The organism is Parabacteroides faecis (assembly GCF_014647375.1).
GTDB lineage: Bacteria > Bacteroidota > Bacteroidia > Bacteroidales > Tannerellaceae > Parabacteroides > Parabacteroides faecis.
The window spans coordinates 185,300-204,250 of record NZ_BMPB01000017.1 but is presented as its reverse complement, the minus strand read 5'-3'; the positions used below and the strand labels follow the sequence as shown (position 1 = coordinate 204,250).

Here is an 18,951-nt window from a genome sequence, read left to right as displayed (position 1 = left end):
TAGAAACTATTTTTTAGATAATAACGTTATCATCACACTATAATTCTGAAGAACTGACTATTAGATATCAAAAAAATATTCATAAACTTCACGCTTATTCGAGATAACAATTATTCCCTATATATTATGTACAAAAAAACAAAAGCCCCGTATCCTTCTGGATATGGAGCTTTGTTTACCTCTTTGGTTTTACCCGAGGTCAACCTAAATACGATTTGAGGAGCTTGCTACGTGTTCCTTGTCTTAATCTTCTGATTGCTTTTTCCTTGATCTGGCGGACGCGCTCTCTAGTGAGGCCAAATTTGTCGCCAATCTCTTCCAATGTCATTTCTTGACAGCCAATACCGAAAAACATTTTGATTATTTCACATTCTCTTTCGGTTAGTGTAGCAAGTGCTCGGTCAATTTCTTTTGCCAATGACTCGTTCATCAACGATCGGTCAGCGATAGGAGCGTCGTCGTTCACAAGCACGTCCAAAAGACTGTTGTCTTCGCCTTCAACAAACGGTGCATCCACAGAGATATGCCTTCCGGACACCTTTAGAGTATCTGAAATTTTATCTACAGGAATATCCAGTTCGTCTGCCAATTCTTCGGGAGAAGGTCTACGTTCATTTTCCTGTTCAAATTTAGAGAAGGCTTTACTGATCTTATTCAGCGAACCTACCTGATTCAACGGAAGACGAACAATTCTCGACTGTTCTGCCAAAGCCTGCAAAATAGACTGACGAATCCACCATACAGCATACGAAATGAACTTAAACCCTCTGGTTTCATCAAATTTCTCAGCCGCTTTAATCAACCCCAGGTTACCTTCGTTAATAAGGTCAGGTAAACTTAATCCCTGGTTTTGATATTGCTTAGCTACAGAAACGACGAAACGCAGGTTAGCTCTGGTTAATTTCTCCAATGCTCTCCGGTCGCCTCTTTTAATTGCCTGTGCCAATTCTACTTCCTCTTCCACTGTAATAAGATCTTCACGGCCTATTTCCTGAAGATACTTATCAAGCGAAGCACTTTCGCGATTGGTAATGGACTTTGTGATCTTTAACTGTCTCATCCAATGTTTTTAATTGAGAAATATCAGGGTGCAAAGATAATATTATTTTTATTGACAAAATTGGTCGAGTGCACCCTACACCCGACCAATTATAAACCTTTAACAATCTTCCCGCCAAATAAGACGAATATAACTTTATTTTATTATTCGGCTAGATCAATAGCATATACTTTTGTACGTCCGTTCGGATAGAAACCTTTCACTACGATGTAACGATCGTCTGCATTTCCTTTCAAGACCTTATCTACCAACTTTTCCAGTTGTTCGGGTGTAGAGATCTTCTGGTCATTGACAATCATGATAACAAAGCCTTTCTGGATTCCGGCATCTTTCAATTTACCTTTCAACAATCCTGTTACTTCAATACCATAACTTACACCAAGTTCACGTTTTTGTTTATCCGTCAACGCTTTAAAAGCGGCTCCAAGAACATCTGCACTGTTATCACCTGCGCTCTTCACTACAGATGTACTACCTTGTGCATTACGAAGTTCTACATTAAATGTTTTACTGCTACCATTACGGTCTACAGTGATCTGAACTTTATCACCCGGGCGATATTTGCTGATCTGTTCCTGCAATGCATTAGCATTTTTAATCTTAGCTCCATTAACAGCAATGATCACGTCACCCTTCTCGATTCCGGCTTCTTTCGCAGAACTTCTTTCAGCAAAATCTGAAACACAAGCTCCTTCAGAAACTTTAATCTTCGATTTCAATTCGGTCAGCTCTTCTTTCAATTTACTATCCAGATTCGGATAACTCAGCTGATCGGCAATATCACCCACACTCATCATCAATACACCGAGGATTGCACGCTGAACAGTTCCATACTGTTTCAAATCGCTAGCCACTTTACCAGCAATACTGATAGGCACTGCAAATGAATATCCGGCAAAGTTTCCTGTTTCAGAATAGATAGCTGTATTGATACCAACCAGTTCACCTTTCGTATTCACCAAAGCACCACCACTGTTACCAGGGTTTACTGCTGCATCTGTCTGGATGAACGATTCGATTTTACTTCTATCGCCTCCCATAGAGATACCGCGTCCTTTTGCACTAACGATACCGGCAGTTACAGTCGATGTCAGATTGAAAGGGTTACCTACAGCCAGAACCCACTCTCCTACTTTCAGTTTCTCAGAATCTCCGAACGGAATAGTCGGAAGATCTTTTGCATCTACTTTAATCAATGCAATATCTGTTGTAGGATCGGTTCCGATCAACTTCGCTGAGAATTTACGGTTATCATTCAATGTTACTTCCAATTCATCAGCACCATCAATCACATGGTTATTAGTGATTATATATCCATCAGTAGAAATAATGACTCCTGAACCGGCTCCTACACGAGGCTGCGGCTGAGGACGCTGGAAACCTCCACGGCCCCCGAATCCAAAGAAGTACTCAAAAGGATCCATATACTGCTGCTGGCCTCCGCCATCTGCAGATTGTTTAGCATTCGTTGTTGCCTTGATATGTACAACTCCGTGCACAGTACTCTCCGCAGCAGTAGTAAAATCGGTATTCTCTGCAGCAACTGCATTCATACCCGTCAACCGGTAAGGCTGATTAAAAGTATTCGCCGCAGTCGAGTTCGAGGCATTATATACTGATTGATTTTTATTCATCAAATAAGCACTCGTTCCAACTGCCGCACCCGTACTGATCGCAGCTACGAGAACAAAACCAAGCACATTTTTCCACATCTTTCTCATACTCTTTTTATTTTATCAAACATTTAAATTTAACACTTTTCTTTCGACAAAGAAAACTCAAAAAACGTGCGATTATTCCATTTAGCCTTGATTTTTTATCACTTTTAACGGCGAATTATCCGGGGTTAACTGCGCTTAACAGTACTGTGCATTGCAAAGTACCTTTTTAACAATCATTCCCCTGCCAAATGGTCATGCTTTCAGTAATATAACAGTAAGAACGGCAGAAAGTTCAACTAAGTTGACAGTTGACAAGTGACAGTTGACAGATTAAAGAAAGAGTTTCCTTTACTTATCAAGTAACCTTTGATCCACTTATTAAGTAACTCTTCGCCAACTCGATAAGCAGACATCTCTACTACTTACTAAGTAAACCAGCCCTTATTCGGTAAGTAACCCAAAGACAAACAGATAAACACCCTGCCCTTATCTTTACCCAAAATTGTCAACCGTCAACCGTCAACTGTCAACTAAAATACCTATCTTTGTCGCATTGCAGCCTGCCGGTCTGTCGCTCATCTTCGGATGTGAGGAAAGTCCGGGCAACACAGAGCACCATACTTCTTAACGGGAAGCAGTCCGCAAGGGCTGAGTAATGTAACAGAGAATAACCACCGGATCCGTCCGGTAAGGGTGAAAAGGTGAGGTAAGAGCTCACCGGATCCTGTAGCAATACAGGATGCCGTACATCTTATGGGTTGTAAGGTCATGTATACCGGCGTATGTAGGATTGCTCGTCCGATGCCGGGGGGTAGACCGCTAAAGCTTGCCGGTGACGGTAAGACAAGATAAATGGCAGACACTCCGACTCCGGTTGGAGCACAGGACCCGGCTTACAGGCAGGCTGCATTTTTTTATTCATCCGGCAAACACCTTTTGCCCTTACAAATCACAGCATGAAGAAGAAGACGGATAAAAAGACTGGTGATAAAAAGCCTCTGATAGAACGGATCAACGCCTTGCTGACAAGAACCATTCGTTTTGTAACTTACGACATCTGGAGAATTACAGAGAATGAAGTAAGCGGCCTGAAAGAGCTTTATATCAACACGATCAAGACAATCATACTTGCTGTACGCGGATTCAACAGTGAGAATCTGCAAACCAAAGCATCAGCCCTTACCTACAGCACATTTCTAGCCATTGTTCCTTTATTAGCTGTATTAGTAGGTATTGCCAAGGGGTTCGGATTTCAGGCAACCGTGCGGAAAGAGTTGCTCTATTACTTTCCCGGACACGAAAACGAACTCAACAAGGCTTTCCAGTATGTAGAGAATTACCTGGCACAGGCACAAGGCGGTGTTATTATCGGAATCGGTCTTGTCTTGCTATTTTATACGGTCATCAACCTGATCTCTTCCATTGAAGATACCTTTAACGATATCTGGCAAATAAAAAAGTCACGACCCTGGTATAGAAAAATATCCGACTACCTGGCTTTGTTCCTTATATTACCGGTACTGATGACAGCTTCCAGCGGGCTTTCCATCTTTGCTTCTACCTTGCAAAATTCATTCCTGAGCAATTACCTGTTTTTCACCCCACTGGTTGAACTTGCTCTGAATGTAGTACCTTATATTATTACGATCATGGCTTTTACCGGTTTATACCTGTCTCTTCCCAACACAAAAGTCAGGTTCATCAACGGATTGATCGCAGGTATAATCGCAGGTTGTGCTTTCCAGTTCTTCCAGTTCATTTACATTACCGGACAAATCTGGGTAAGTAAGTACAATGCCATTTACGGTAGTTTCGCCGCCTTACCTTTATTATTACTATGGTTACAATTATCCTGGTTGATATGTCTTTTCGGGGCCGAACTGTCGTATGCCTCACAGAATGTAAAAAAGTTCAGCTTTGAACGCGACAGTAAAAACATCAGCCGCAGATATAAGGACTTCCTGACTTTGCTTATCTCTTCCCTGATCATAAAACGATTCGTTAACGGGGAAAAACCATATACGGCCGACGAATTGTCGGATGCCTACCGCATCCCTATCCGTCTTACTACAGATATTCTTTATTTGCTTACCGAACTAGGCATCATTATAGAAGTAAATTACGGAGATGATGAACGAGTCGTTTATTATCAACCCGCTATCGACATAAATAAAATAACAGTCGGTTACCTGTTCACCAAAATGGATGAATACGGTTCCGAAAATTTCAAGATAGATACTTCCAAACTTTTTACCAAAGAATGGCATGCATTACTAAAAACCCGGGAAGATATGATCAAAGCGAACGACAACATCCTTCTCAAAGATCTCTAAACGATTGAAAATGGAGGATGAAGAGCTGACAGTTCCACCCAGGAACAAAAATGACCTGACGCATGGTCCCGTGTGGAAAGTGATCGTACGTTTCGCTTTGCCGCTTCTTATCGGGAACTTGTTACAGCAACTCTATAATATCACAGACAGTATCATTGTCGGACAGTTTCTGGGAAAAGAAGCATTGGCTGCCGTTTCTGCATCCTTTTTTATTTACTACTTTATCATTTCACTTGTCATCGGTGTCGGAAGCGGTACATCAGTGGTCGTTTCACAATTCTTCGGAGCTAAACAATATGACAAAGTACAGCGGGCATTTTCCTCCTTCTTTATATTTATGCTGGTGGCAGGCATTGCACTTTCAATTGCCGGGATCATATTTGCAGAACCGATCTTCCGTCTGACAAATACGCCGGAGGAAGTTATACCTAGTGCCGTTGCTTATTTCAGGATTTATATCGGAGGAACTTTCCTGTTCGTTACATTCAACAGTATCATCTCCATATTGAGAGGTGTAGGTGAATCCGTCCGTCCTATGATCTTCATTTTCATTACGACAGTATTGAATATCGTACTGGATTTACTTTTCATCGTAGGGTTCGACTGGGGAATTGAAGGTGCGGCACGTGCAACTGTCATAGCACAAGGAATCGGCATGTGTGTCGCATTGGGATATGTAAACAATACGCATCCCCTACTCTCCATCAAAAAGCAGGATCTACTGTTTGATATGACACTCTTCAAAGAAGGACTGAAAATCGGACTACCCACCAGCGTCCAGCAATGCGCAATCGCATTGGGCCTGATCGCACTTCTCGGGATAGTGAACAGTTTCGGCACCGATACACTGACAGCTTATGGCGCTGCCGGAAAAATAGATACCATTATAACACAGGCCGTCCTGACCCTGTCGGGAGCTTTAGCTGCCTTTTGCGGACAAAATATCGGAGCCGGACATTTCGACCGTGTCCGCAAAGGGCTCCGGTTTACCATGCTGGTCAACGTTATATTCAGCGTAATCACCTTTACCGCCGTTTACTTTTTCGGAGAAGAGATGATGCGTGCATTTACCAGCGATCCGGCCGTAATCGCTATCGGGAAAGAATATTTATTGATTATCGGAGGTTTCTTTATCGTCCACGGTGCCCTGAACATATACAACGGAGCCCTTCGTGGTGCTGGCGATACCATTTTCACGATGGTCACCAGCCTGCTTTGCCTGTGGTTGATCCGCATACCATTGGCTTACCAGCTAAGTGCCTGGTACGGACGACAAGGTATCTGGTGGGCAATTGGCATCAGTATTGCTATCGGATTGCTCATTACCTATATATATTACAAGATGGATATCTGGAAGAAAAGATGTGTCGTGAAATAACGATCGAACGTGCCGGGTCGAATGCCCGGTCGTTCGGTCGTTGTTTGGCTTATGAGAGGAAAACTTTCATTTGAACTGCATCATCTTACTGATGTATTTGCCTACGATATCAAATTCCAGATTGACAACCGTTCCCTCTTCGATCCGGCAAAAGTTCGTATTATCATGCGTATAAGGAATAATAGCCACTTCAAAGCTATTTTGCTGCGAGTTGCAAACAGTCAGACTGACGCCGTTCACACAAACGGAACCTTTTTCCACCGTCATATAGCCCTGCTGCGCCATTGCCTTATCGAACGTATATTCAAACGTATAATACCAACTACCATCCGCTTCGCGTACATTCTTACAAACGGCAGTCTGATCCACATGCCCCTGCACGATATGGCCATCGAGGCGACCGTTCATCATCATGCTTCGTTCAAGATTTACCAGATCACCCACTTTCAATAATCCCAGATTGGAACGGTCCAATGTTTCCTGAATGGCTGTCACCGTATACGTATCGTCGGTCAGGTTTACCACCGTCAGGCAAACGCCGTTATGTGCTACACTCTGATCAATTTTCAGCTCATTTACAAATGAACATTTCATTGTGATATGCAGGTTTCCCTGATCTGCGTTCAACGCAACCACCTGAGCAGCTTCTTCTACAATTCCTGAGAACATAGTATTGTGTTGTTTAAATTAATATTATCAGGTTCAAAGATACGAAAAAACACTATATTTGTCGTTAGTAAATCAATCTATAAAATTATGGACGCACAAAAAGTGGATATGTTCCTCATGACAAACAGCAGCAAATTGCCTGCCAGTCAGATGCCTTTTATCAGAGATCGTTTGTTAGCCTTAGATGAATCCAAGCTAATTTATTTACAAACCTGCGATTTCAAAGACCCGACAACGATACTGATCATCTCTATTTTTCTGGGATCACTGGGAATAGACCGTTTCCTGATCGGCGACGTCGGACTCGGTGTCGGCAAACTTGTTACCCTGGGTGGTTGCGGAATATGGATGATTATCGACTGGTTCCTGATCATGGACGCAACTAAAAAGAAAAACCTGGAACAGTTACAAAACATACTAATGCTCTAATTCCATTCTCGTGGAAATAAGAAATAAATATGTATATCCCGTCCTGGTCATCATGGCGGGATATATATTATTGTCATTCCCATGTATCTTTCACACAATTACCGGATATCCCTGTCCGGCATGCGGTACACGACGCGCCTTAACCAGCTTACTGAAAGGAGACATCTACACATCAGTCCTGATCAATCCGTATGGTTTACTGTTCACTTTACTGGCTATTTTCTATATAGCCGGATTAGCTTCCGACTTCATACGGAAAAACCGTCAGTTCCGGGACTGGTTAAACAGATCGGAACATCATCTTACCAATAAATACGTTCTCCTACCGATCGTCTTACTAACGATCCTGAATTGGATATGGAATATCCATAAAGGGCTGTAGAAGACAAGAGAAATGACTATCTTTGCCAAACATTAATTAATCGACTAATATATGGAAGCTGAAAAAGTAGACCAGTTTCTTCTGGCCAATGAACATAAATTCCCTGAATATGAGATTCCGATCAATCGCCTGCTTAATCTCACCCCGGAACAAGAATTCCTTCTTACGACAACACCTTTCAAAAGTCCGGGCAAGATACTTCTCGCCTCTATTTTCCTGGGAACAATCGGCTTAGACCGTTTTCTGCTCGGCGATATCGGAAAAGGGATCGGCAAACTTCTCACCGGCGGCGGACTGGGACTTTGGTGGATCGTCGACTGGTTCCTGATCACCGGTGCAACCAAACGACATAATATGAATATATTGATGAAAATAGTATCATAAGTCAACTATATTTTGTACATTGTCTCCGTATTAATATTAATAAAACAACTATTATGAAAACAACACAAAATCAGATTGATCAGCTTTCTAAATCAATGATGGATCATCCGATATGCGGCAGAGCGATGCTAATGTATACTCTGTTGACCGGATATTCACTTTTCGACTCCATCCAGATAAAAAAGGATTGTACAAAGACTGATATAACATATAAAGATGCAGAATTCATTGCTGATAAATTCGAAGAGGTAACCGGGATAAATATTGCTCCTACAAATCTTTTGTTCGATAAAAACCAGTTAGCCGACGATTTGCTTGACGACTATCAGGAATACCAGTTTTTGCTAAATAGCTACGATGAGAATACACGCTCTATGGTAATTTCATTTTATCATCATTTATTTTATAATCGCAGAGTGCCTCATGATACCGTTCAGATTTTACTAAATGCTTTGTCTGCATTTATACAGTATGCCTGCGGAAGTATCAATAAAAAGAATTTAAAAAAACAGATTATTGACATTGACCTTCAGAAGATGAAAATTGTCCCGGTAGACTCCATGTATGTACGTCACAATTTCATCTATATAGAAAAAGACTTCAATGATATTTGTCTCAAGAAGGCAAACAGAATACTGAAACAAGCAGGTGAAGAACCGCTGAGCAAATACTCAATCGATGTCAGCATATAGTCGTTACCTAAAAAAATAGAGGTAAAGCCTACGCCTTACCTCTATTATATAGACTATATTTCTAGCTAATTATTTAGCCTGTTCCAACTGCAACGTCTTAGTCGGTTCGTCGCAAACTTCCGTCGGACCGAAGTACTGGATCGGACCCGGATAAACGTAGCTGGTAGTCAAAGCCCACTCGTCGCGATTAGCAGCGAACTTCTTGAAAGGAGCACCGTCCAGCTTCACCAAAGCTTTCTGGATAACCGGTTTCATTTCACCATGACGTTTTTCCATGTTCATCATCATTGTTACAGGAATACCACCGGCAATCCACTTGTCAGCAGGAGCAGTCGTATTACGAACAGATGACATATAACCAGTCTTACCGGCAGCGATCAGGCAAGAAGCAGTGTAACCTAAAGAATAGCAGTAGTCAGCATCGTAGTTAGACGGAGCAGCGCAACGGCCTTCGTAACCGAAGAAGTGGTGCAAAGCAGAGAACTTACCGTTATATTTACCGGCTTTCTTCCATTCGTCCAATTTCTTGCCTACCATTTCAGACAACAACTTTTCTGTTTCGATCAGAGAAACCTGAACGTTTCCGTGCGGGTCGCGATCCAAAGACAGCTGACGTGCAACGCCTTCCGGCAGAGAAGCATACAGGTCAGAATTTTCTTTTGTCAGTTTGCTGATGATATAAGCACGTTGTTCACTCTTCTTGATCATCTTGAATTCTGCATCGTGTTTAGCCAGGAAGTCGTTCAATTCAGCGATCAAACGTTTCATAGCCGGAACGAATTCGATCAAACCTTCAGGGATCAATACAGTACCGAAGTTGTTACCAGCTTCAGCACGTTTTGCTACGATTTCAGCAACATAAGTTACGATATCGTCCAAAGACATGTTCTTAGCTTCTACTTCTTCTGAAACGATAGCCACATTCGGCTGAGTCTGCAAAGCACATTCCAGTGCAATATGAGAAGCTGAACGTCCCATCAATTTGATGAAGTGCCAGTATTTCTGAGCAGAGTTACAGTCACGTTGGATGTTACCGATCACTTCTGAATATACTTTACAAGCAGTATCGAAACCGAAAGAAGTTTCAATCTGCTCGTTCTTCAAGTCACCGTCGATCGTCTTCGGGCAACCGATAACCTGTACACCAGCGTTGATAGCTTTGTAATATTCAGCCAATACGCAAGCATTTGTATTTGAGTCGTCACCACCGATAATAACCAGAGCAGAGATACCCAGTTTTTTCAGGATTTCAAGACCTTTGTCGAACTGTTCTTTTGTTTCCAGTTTAGTACGGCCTGAACCAATCATATCGAAACCACCTGTATTACGATATTCATCGATAATATCAGCAGTCAGTTCCATATATTTGTGATCGATCAGACCACCGGGACCCAGGATAAAGCCATACAGACGAGAGTCTTTGTTTGTAGCTTTTACACCGTCGAAGATACCGGCAATCACGTTATGACCACCAGGAGCCTGACCACCTGACAGGATCACACCTACATTGATAGCAGGCATATTTTTCTTTTCGCTGCTCTTTTCGAAAGTAACGATCGGCATCCCGTACGTGTTAGGGAACAGTTCTTTGATTTCTTCCTGATCGGCAACTGATTGTGTATACTCACCGTCAACGGCTTTTACAGCACCTTTCAATGCAGCGGGTACCTTAGGCTGGTAAGCTGCTCTTGCAATTTGTAATGCGCTCTTTGTCATTTCTTAATCTGATTTATATAGAAATTATCTGATTTACTCCTAAAAGCGGTGCAAATATAGAATTTTTTCTTTAATCGTGAAAGAGGTACACAGAGGTTTATTCCGCATTTTTCTTCAGCCACTCCAATCTACGCAGATCAGGCAAATGCTTTACCTGGAAATGTTCAAACTTTACATTAAAACCGTTCCCATCAGGACAAGCACCCATAAAGCCGACCTTTACCGGCGTATTATCCTGCAACCAGGCATTTCGCATCATGGTGTAAGTCTTGTCGTCGAAGGAGTAGAATATTTCAACGGCATCCAACCGTCTGACTGCCTTGATCCAGATATAAGGGACAGGTTTATCCAACGTTATCACACTCCAGTCGCTGGTCTTATGGGTAACGACCGTGCTCAGATTGAATTTACCGTCTACAAATTCGATACCGGCCTTGATATAATTCTCATGGTCTATACGCAGCATCAGTCCCGCCTGGTCGAAACGCTCCTTATAATCGCCCGTGATCTTCACTTTGGCTTCAAACTCGCCGCCATAGGTCGCATAATAGAAAGGCGCATCATCGACGGTAAATCCATAATGAGAGATACGCCAGTAATCGCTTTGCGGGGTAACGAACATGGACAATGCCTTGTCCTTGATCTCCCATTGTGCTGGTTCGTTGAACCACTGCATCTTTTCGAGTGTCTGTGCCGATGTTGTTTCCATTGCCAGTAAGGCGAATACGCCTAAGATTATTTTCTTCATTGTTTTCATACATTTTATTTACCTTTGCAAAGGTAGACGCTTGCCGATAAACATGCAATACTGATTAATAACCATTCTACCCGTCAGATATGGATATCGTAAACAAACTGAACGACGAATTACTGAAACAGACATTCACAGAAGAGCAACAGTTGTCGAACCGGCTCAATGAATGTAAACTGATCGCATCCACGTATGCACAGATTGAAAATTCGATCGCAGTACTTAGTGACATGAAAACGAACACGAGCCATATCTACTACGGAGGAATGGCGGAAAAGCTGGGGTTGACCGAACGAGGCTCCAACAAAACAATCCACTCGATCTGGGAAGAAGAGATCTTCAGTCGTATCCATCCCGACGACCTGCTGGAAAAACACCTGCAGGAACTCCGGTTCCTGGACTTTCTGAAAAGTATTCCGGAAAAGGAACGTGCCGACTATCATATTGTCAGTCATATCCGGATGCGTGATAATACCGACAAATATATCCATGTACTACACAGAATGTTCTACATCGCCAGCCAATCCAACGGCAGCATCCGGTTGTCTTTATGTCTTTACAACCTGACAGCCGATCCATCTTTAGACAGTGCCATCATCAACTCCGCCGACGGACAAATCCTGGAACTGCAGAAACAGACTTATAACGATATTCTATCCGTAAGAGAAAGAGAGATTCTACAGCTAATAGAACAGGGCATGATGAGCAAAGAGATTGCTTCCACCCTCTCGATCAGCATAAATACGGTAAACAGGCATCGGCAGAATATCCTGGGAAAGCTGCACGTAAGCAATTCCATCGAGGCATGCCGGATAGCCAAAGGGCTGAAACTGATCTGACGGCACCGATCTTTCCCTGATTAAAACGTTACCGAAATAGAACTCCCCACCGTAAGGATCTGTGTACACTTCTTATCGGACGGGGCAGCCACCGGCGTCAAATTGTAATCCAGAAAGAACTTTACCCCCAGATTCTGTTTAGCCAGAAACGTCATCGAACCGCCCGTTTCCATACTCATACCGCCCCTATTACCGATTGTCACGGTCGACAGGTCACACGCAGAATAGTGACCGTATCCGGCCAGCAACTTACTACCGACCAACAGACGGGAAGCCAACGGATAAGAGAAGTATGCTCCGGCATATCCCGCTATCCAATCCAACGACTCGTCTTCGGCTACCTCATTCAAGATCACAGACATATTCGCTGCCGTGAACTTTCCGCCGAACCCGACATACGGGTTGATGAACCAGGCTCCCTCGACACCCGCACTGCTACCGGAAGAAAAACTCATCCGAGAATGATCATTTAAGCGATACTCACCGGGAATAACACTAAGCCCCAGATGAAGCCCCAGAAATGAAGGAACATGGAAACGATCGAATGTCTCAGAAGAAGCGGAGCGGTTCAGCCCTTTCTCTTTGAATATCAGGTCAGCAAAGAAATATCCCAACTCCGTCGACAGGATACCGAAACCTGCCCCTGCCAGGATATCACTCAGCCAATGCTTGTTGTTTGCCATCCGCGTAAGCCCGGTCGCAGTGGCAACCGAATAAGCCCCGATACTATACCACGGACTTTTGAAACCATATTCTTTGCTCATCATTGTCGCCGTCATAAATGCCGTTGCCGTATGGCCGGACGGAAAAGAATGATCGTTGGAACCATCAGGACGCATCACATTGGTATGAACTTTCAACTGCCCCACCACCGTCGACATGATCACAGCCGAAAAAGCATCCGAAACCAGCATCCGTCCCCACGAACTTCGACTTTCCACGCCTCCCGCTTTCATCCCCAGCATCACGGCAGCCGGAAGATATTGGGTATAATCATCGTAACGGCGGCTGAACGCAGGCAGGTAAGCATTCCTCAACTGCCGGAAATGGTCGTCTTCACTTTTCACGATCAACCCTCCGACAACAAGCGGGACACCGATATAAGTCATCTGATAAGCCCGCGAAGAAGTTACCTTGTTTATAGTCCGCTGAAAGCCACTCTCCCGGGGAAAGATCTTTACAGTATCGACCTGTGCATGCACACCCCAAGAGACAGATAATAAGAATAAAAAGAATAGTTTGCTACGCATCATTGAATATAACTATGAATGACGGCAGCAAAACTAGAAAGCAATTTTGTAGACAATTTGAATTTGGTCAGCCTACTTCCTTCTTGTCGAAAGATACGGTAAACCGATGCAAACCTTCCTTATATATATAATGTATATGCCAACCATGATATTCACATATAGCCTTTGCGATAGCCAACCCCAAACCGTTCCCCTGCACCTTCTCCGAAGGACGGTAAAAACGGCTGAACAACAACTGCTCGTCCAAACCCACCTCAGCCGACGTATTCGCGATGGTCAGCCGGCGATCCGTTACGGAAATAAAGATTTCCCCGTCTTTCACATTATGACGCACAGCATTTATAATCAGGTTATTTATCAGGCTTTCCAATAACGTCCGGTTAGCCTCAACCTGAACCGGAAGAGCTCCGAGATCCGTATGCACCGTTATCCCTTCCGTCAGCTTTTCCAGTAAAGGCAACATTTCTTTCAAAGTCCGCGCCACATCCATCTCTTCCATCTGTTTATACTGATCGTTCTCGATACGGGCAAGCAGCAACAGGTTCTTATTCAGGCGGGACAGGCGGCGCGTCACTTCATACAGGCTCTGGACGATCTCCGCCTGTTCTTCCGTCATATCGGACTGCTGCAACAACAGGTCCAGTTTGCTTTGAAACACAGCTAAAGGGGTTTGCAGTTCGTGCGAAGCATTCTCCGTAAACTCCTTCTGCAAACGGTAACTCTCCAGGTTCTTTTTCATCAGCTGGGTAAGGGCGGCATTCAGCCGGGTAAACTCCTGTGTGTCATTCGGCATAAACCGGGGAATACTTCCTCCTTCGAGAGAGAATCTTTCTATACGCCGGAGCGTATCGTCGAAAGGTATCCACAGGCGCTTGGAAATAAGCCTCATCATCAGGACAAGGGCAATACTCAACACACCGGTGATCAACACAAACTGCAGAACCACTCCGACCAGCAGATCCCTCTCCAGATCCATTGCCGGCAACGGATTTCCCGCCTCTACCGCCTCTATTATATCTATCAGATCCTCGGCATAAAAATACTTCGTCAGATAATAGAACAAAGGAGTAGCAAGCAACAACAACACAGCTGCACAGACGATAAACTGCGTCAGGCTTTTATGTAACAGACTTTTCATTCGATCCATTTATATCCGGTTCCATACACGTTCTTGATACAATCGTCCGCACCGGCTTCCGCCAACTTGGCCTTCAGGTTCTTGATATGGGCATATACAAAATCCTGGTTATCCAGCATATCGGCCATATCACCGCTCAGGTGTTCGGCAAGGGCACTTTTAGAGATCACCTTGTTGCGATTTCCGATAAAGAAAAGCAACAACTCATATTCTGTCCTGGTCAGAACCACTATCCGGTCCTTTACATGGACTTCCTTGCTTAACAAGTCGACACTGATATCGTTGCTAGACAACGTATTACTGCTTGAAAACTGCCTGCGGCGGATAATAGCATAAATACGCATACTCAGTTCAGGCAGATGGAAAGGCTTGGCCAGATAATCATCAGCCCCGATCTTCAAACCGTTCACCTTATCATCCAGAGAGTCTTTCGCTGAAACGATGATCACTCCCGCCGGATTGTTCTGCCGTTTTATCTCCCGCAGGACATCCAAACCGTTGCCTCCGGGCAGCATCAGGTCCAGCAGGATACAGTCGTAATCGTATAAATTGACTTTCTCCATCGCCTCCCCGAAAGTAAAAGCCTGCTCACACAAATAGTTCTCGGAATTGAGGAAGGCGGCAATGCTGCCGGACAATTCCCGTTCGTCTTCAATGATCAACAGTTTCATTTCACAATCATTAAAATGCTTCCACCGGTTATCAGCAGTCCGCCGATAATCACTCTCAAACTTACAGGTTCCTTCAGAAAGAGGAAAGAAAGACAGATCGTGAGAACAACGCTCAGCTTATCGATCGGAGCCACACGTGAAACATCCCCTTCCTGTATCGCCTTGAAATAAAACAACCAGGACAGTCCCGTCGCTATCCCCGACAGAATAAGAAAAGTCCATGTATGCCGGTTGATCTCTTTTATCTCACCGACATGATTACCGAAGAATACGATCCCCCACGTGATCAACAAAATAACCAACGTCCGGATAGCCGTCGCCAGGTCTGAATTAATTCCTTTGACACCCACTTTCGCAAATATAGCCGTTAAGGCAGCAAAGAGAGCCGATAGAAGCGCATAATATTTCCACATAATACATACTGATTAGGATATGACAAATTTACATATTTCCTGAGAATTCTTTTTACCGTTTATAAATTAACATCATCAGGCTCGGCAGAACGATCAGCAGCAACGGCAGCCCGGCAACAAACCCTCCTATGACGGCTACAGCCAGCGGTTGCTGCATCTGTGCCCCCATACCGATACCGAGAGCCAACGGCATCAGTGCCAGGATCGCCCCTATGGCCGTCATCAGTTTGGGACGGATACGCAAAGCGATGGCATAATTGACAGATCCCGCCACATCGCCACCGGCTTTCCGGTTCATACGATACTGATGGACCGTGAAGATAGAGTTCTCCGCAATAATACCGACAATCATAATTATCCCCGTATAACTGCTGACATTCAACGGAACACCTGTCACCCACAATGCCAGCAGGCAACCACAGATACCCGTTACCGAGATAAACAGCACAGCCAATGAAATCCTCCACTGCCGGAACAGGGACATAAGTACACCGAACACCAACAAAATTGCCAGACCGAGAATCAGCAATAACTCTTTAAACGATTGCTGTTGCTCGGAGTAAGCGCCTCCGTAGACAAGGCTGCAACCTGCAGGTAACGTCAATTGCCGGGCAAACGCCTGTTGCAGGTCACCCATCGCGCTACCCAGATCACGATTTTCCAGGCGTGCAGTCAGGGTGATGTTACTTTTCAGGTCTTCACGCCGTTGTTCTATTTCACCGGGAATGACTGTTACCCGGCAAAAGAAAGAAAGCGGGCGCGTACTTCCGTCGGGAAGGAAAATCAACTGGTTACGGAGCTTTTCGGGTGAGTTGTCCGCAAAGTCGGTAAAACGCAACAAGATACGCCTCATCTGTTCTCCCTCCTGAATAGAACCGATCTGTAAACCACCGGTCATAGCCGCCTGCGCCGGGTTAGGCTCGATGACGTCTGCATGAAGTCCCAACGGAACACCCCCTGTATATGCAGCCAGTTGCTCCTGAAAGTTTGTCAACGAGATACCGAATTGCGACAATCGTTCCTGGTCAGGGATAAAAACCAGGGAAGCTCCGGCAGGAATCAATCCGTTATCGATATCCACTACGCCGGGCACAGTTCTCATCACCTCCTCCGCCCGGGCTGCCAGCTCCTGCAAAGTAGCATAATCATTTCCGAATATTTTCACTTCAATGGGTTTGGGTGTGCTCATCAGATCACCCAGCAGATCGGAAATACGTTGCCCGAAGTCAATGGTCATGGCCGGAACAGCTAAAGAAAGAGAGTGACGGAGGTCACTAATCACCTCCGGCGTCGTCTTCGTCCGCACCTTCTTCAGTTGGATCAGATAATCTCCGAAATTACTCGGACGCGTCTTGAAAGACATCCCCAAAGCAGTACGACGGGAATAAGTATCCACATCGGGATGCGCCAGAATAATCTTTTCCATCTGCCGACAAAGACGATCAGTCTCTTCAATATCCGTACCGGAGGGAGAATGATAGTCGAGCACGATCGTCCCTTCATCCAGATCAGGCAGGAAACCGGTAGTCAGTCGTGAAGAAGCGAACCATCCGCTCCCTGCCAGAAAAAGGACAAAGCAGACGGCAATCCACGGTTTGCCGTAAAGTACGGTAAGCCAGTGAACTTTATGAACGGCTTTCTCTTCCATATTATTATCGGCCGGAGCATCTGCCCGCTTCGGTCCGAATACCTTTTTATAGCCGATCATCAGATGAAAGACCGGAAGCAAAAGCCAGGTCACCAGAAACGAAGCCACCATCGTCAACTGCATCGTGTCGGACAACTCTTTAAAGAAACTTCCCGCCAACCCGCTCATCAACCGGAACGGGAAATGAATCACGATGGTAGCCAGCGAAGAAGCGACCATTGCCGGAAACAGATTCCGTATGGCATGCCGGACAACCGTAAACCGGTCGGTTCCGGGACGCTCTTCATGCTCCCGGTAAATCTGTTCGATAATAACGATCGCATCGTCTATTATCAGTCCAACAGAAGCGGCTATGGCTCCCAACGACATGATATTGATCGTGATACCAGCCAAATAAACCAGTAAAATACTAAAAGCCAGTGTCACCGGAATGGTCAGCATAACCACCAGACTCGCACGCCAGGAGCGCAGAAAAAGAATCATAACTACAATGGCGAGGAACAATCCTTCATAAATCGTCTTTATAACGCTGTGTATGCTGTCGCCGACAAAAGCACTCTGATTGTAATAAGGTTTCAACTCATAGCCTGCAGGAAGCTGTGCCCGGACCTCATCTGCCCGAACTTCCACATCCCGGGCAAATTCGAGCAGGTTGACTCCCGGCTGCTTGACCAGGTCGATCAGTACGGCATCATTCCCTCCGGCATTGATCTTCAGAAACTCCTGTTGTTCCTGCACTTCCACACGGGCGATATCTTTCAGGCGGACCGTACGGACACCGTCGTTGCGGATGATCGTGTTCTCCAGTTCCTGCATATCATTGATACGGGTATCGGTCAGGGTCAGATACAAACGGTTATAATCCGCCACATTCCCATTGCCCAGCACAAAGTTAGTCTGTTCAAAGACACTTTTTACCAACTCCGGAGTGATGCCGAGGGAAGACATCCGTACCGCATCCGGAATAACGACAAACTCTTTAGCCTTCCCGCCTCTCACGACCACGTTGCTGATCCCTTTAACCTGTGAAAAGACAGGCCGCACGATCAAATTACCCACATCCCGCAACGCGATACGGCTATATGTTTTACTCTCCAGCGTATAACCGTACACCGGGAACAAAGACTGGTTCATCGCCTCGGCAGAAATGACAATCCCTGCCGGAAGGAAACTCTTTATCTCGTTAATCCGGCTCTCCAGTTGAGTCTTGAGCGCGTAGATATCCAGTCCCCAGTTAAAATACACTTCGATCACGCAACTGCCCCGACTGGTGCTGCTTTTCACCACGGTTACTCCCTGCACTTTCTTTACTGCACTTTCCAGAGGTTTGGTCACGGTAATCATCATCCTGTCTACCGGCTGCTGCCCCGCATCGGCAATGACGGTAATACGCGGGAACAACACTTCCGGAAACAGATTCGTCTGCATACGGGTATAACAAAAGATACCGGCCATCAGCAACAATAAACCGAAAAAGAGGATCGGTTTGCTATAGAGCTGATGAAAACTTCTTTTCTGTATTGTGTTCATTGCTGCT

17 protein-coding genes and 1 other RNA gene are annotated in these 18,951 nt (G+C 44.8%); 8 read left to right on the top strand and 10 right to left on the bottom strand.

The features are described from left to right. Positions 1 to 199 precede the first annotated feature (199 nt). Both IEY67_RS22890 and IEY67_RS22885 read right to left on the bottom strand, forming a co-directional pair. Positions 200 to 1,060 (bottom strand): sigma-70 family RNA polymerase sigma factor, encoded by an 861-nt coding sequence (locus tag IEY67_RS22890; protein WP_005641668.1) that lies wholly within the window; start codon positions 1,058 to 1,060, stop codon positions 200 to 202. Between the two features lie 143 nt (positions 1,061 to 1,203). After that, positions 1,204 to 2,781: a Do family serine endopeptidase gene (locus IEY67_RS22885; protein WP_122352166.1), complete on the bottom strand. Its 1,578-nt coding sequence runs from the start codon at positions 2,779 to 2,781 to the stop codon at positions 1,204 to 1,206. A gap of 495 nt (positions 2,782 to 3,276) precedes the next feature. On the opposite strand from IEY67_RS22885, the gene rnpB reads away from it, so the two are divergent. The 3 genes from rnpB (at position 3,277) to IEY67_RS22870 (ending at position 6,432) form a co-directional block, all read left to right on the top strand. After that, an RNA gene (rnpB, locus tag IEY67_RS22880) (RNase P RNA component class A) lies at positions 3,277 to 3,633 on the top strand. 44 nt (positions 3,634 to 3,677) lie between these two features. Next, the gene (locus tag IEY67_RS22875) at positions 3,678 to 5,054 is read left to right on the top strand and encodes a YihY/virulence factor BrkB family protein (RefSeq protein WP_122352165.1); all 1,377 of its coding nucleotides are present in this window, start codon (positions 3,678 to 3,680) and stop codon (positions 5,052 to 5,054) included. Between the two features lie 10 nt (positions 5,055 to 5,064). Beyond that, complete coding sequence (locus IEY67_RS22870; RefSeq protein WP_183672482.1) at positions 5,065 to 6,432, top strand: MATE family efflux transporter; 1,368 nt, start codon at positions 5,065 to 5,067, stop codon at positions 6,430 to 6,432. Positions 6,433 to 6,498: 66 nt separating this feature from the next. On the opposite strand, the gene IEY67_RS22865 is transcribed toward IEY67_RS22870, so the two are convergent. Then, a complete protein-coding gene (locus IEY67_RS22865) occupies positions 6,499 to 7,101 on the bottom strand; it encodes a riboflavin synthase (RefSeq protein WP_122352163.1) in 603 nt (200 codons plus the stop codon). Between the two features lie 87 nt (positions 7,102 to 7,188). Between IEY67_RS22865 and IEY67_RS22860 the strand changes: the two genes are divergently transcribed. The 4 genes from IEY67_RS22860 to IEY67_RS22845 are packed head-to-tail and all read left to right on the top strand — an operon-like array spanning position 7,189 to position 8,988. Further along, positions 7,189 to 7,530 carry a TM2 domain-containing protein gene (locus tag IEY67_RS22860; protein WP_122352162.1) on the top strand — a complete coding sequence of 114 codons (342 nt, stop codon included), beginning with the start codon at positions 7,189 to 7,191 and terminating at the stop codon, positions 7,528 to 7,530. 10 nt (positions 7,531 to 7,540) lie between these two features. Further along, positions 7,541 to 7,912 (top strand): DUF2752 domain-containing protein, encoded by a 372-nt coding sequence (locus IEY67_RS22855; protein ID WP_183672481.1) that lies wholly within the window; start codon positions 7,541 to 7,543, stop codon positions 7,910 to 7,912. A gap of 51 nt (positions 7,913 to 7,963) precedes the next feature. After that, positions 7,964 to 8,296, top strand: coding sequence for an NINE protein (locus IEY67_RS22850; RefSeq protein WP_122352160.1), 333 nt, complete (start codon positions 7,964 to 7,966; stop codon positions 8,294 to 8,296). Positions 8,297 to 8,349: 53 nt separating this feature from the next. After that, a complete protein-coding gene (locus IEY67_RS22845; protein ID WP_122352159.1) occupies positions 8,350 to 8,988 on the top strand; it encodes a hypothetical protein in 639 nt (212 codons plus the stop codon). 69 nt (positions 8,989 to 9,057) lie between these two features. Here the strand turns inward: IEY67_RS22845 and IEY67_RS22840 are convergent, their stop codons facing one another. Together IEY67_RS22840 and IEY67_RS22835 are read right to left on the bottom strand one after the other, a co-directional pair. Next, the gene (locus IEY67_RS22840; protein ID WP_183672480.1) at positions 9,058 to 10,704 is read right to left on the bottom strand and encodes a diphosphate--fructose-6-phosphate 1-phosphotransferase; all 1,647 of its coding nucleotides are present in this window, start codon (positions 10,702 to 10,704) and stop codon (positions 9,058 to 9,060) included. 97 nt (positions 10,705 to 10,801) lie between these two features. Continuing rightward, entirely contained in the window at positions 10,802 to 11,452 is a 651-nt protein-coding gene (locus tag IEY67_RS22835) for a DUF1349 domain-containing protein (protein WP_183672479.1), read from the bottom strand. 89 nt (positions 11,453 to 11,541) lie between these two features. Here IEY67_RS22835 and IEY67_RS22830 point away from each other — a divergent pair, with 89 nt between their 5' ends. Then, positions 11,542 to 12,294 carry a response regulator transcription factor gene (locus IEY67_RS22830; RefSeq protein ID WP_183672478.1) on the top strand — a complete coding sequence of 251 codons (753 nt, stop codon included), beginning with the start codon at positions 11,542 to 11,544 and terminating at the stop codon, positions 12,292 to 12,294. A gap of 20 nt (positions 12,295 to 12,314) precedes the next feature. Here the strand turns inward: IEY67_RS22830 and IEY67_RS22825 are convergent, their stop codons facing one another. From IEY67_RS22825 to IEY67_RS22805, 5 genes are all read right to left on the bottom strand, one after another. Beyond that, positions 12,315 to 13,544: a phosphatase PAP2 family protein gene (locus IEY67_RS22825; protein WP_229801174.1), complete on the bottom strand. Its 1,230-nt coding sequence runs from the start codon at positions 13,542 to 13,544 to the stop codon at positions 12,315 to 12,317. 67 nt (positions 13,545 to 13,611) lie between these two features. Next, positions 13,612 to 14,682 carry a sensor histidine kinase gene (locus IEY67_RS22820; RefSeq protein WP_221267842.1) on the bottom strand — a complete coding sequence of 357 codons (1,071 nt, stop codon included), beginning with the start codon at positions 14,680 to 14,682 and terminating at the stop codon, positions 13,612 to 13,614. After that, complete coding sequence (locus IEY67_RS22815) at positions 14,679 to 15,353, bottom strand: response regulator transcription factor (protein WP_183672475.1); 675 nt, start codon at positions 15,351 to 15,353, stop codon at positions 14,679 to 14,681. The genes IEY67_RS22820 and IEY67_RS22815 overlap by 4 nt, the downstream gene beginning before the upstream one ends. Beyond that, a complete protein-coding gene (locus tag IEY67_RS22810) occupies positions 15,350 to 15,766 on the bottom strand; it encodes an EamA family transporter (protein WP_075556725.1) in 417 nt (138 codons plus the stop codon). Before IEY67_RS22810 ends, IEY67_RS22815 begins: the two co-directional genes overlap by 4 nt. A 52-nt stretch (positions 15,767 to 15,818) precedes the next feature. Next, on the bottom strand, positions 15,819 to 18,944 hold the full coding sequence (locus IEY67_RS22805; protein WP_183672474.1) for an efflux RND transporter permease subunit: 3,126 nt from the start codon (positions 18,942 to 18,944) through the stop codon (positions 15,819 to 15,821). Positions 18,945 to 18,951 lie beyond the last annotated feature (7 nt).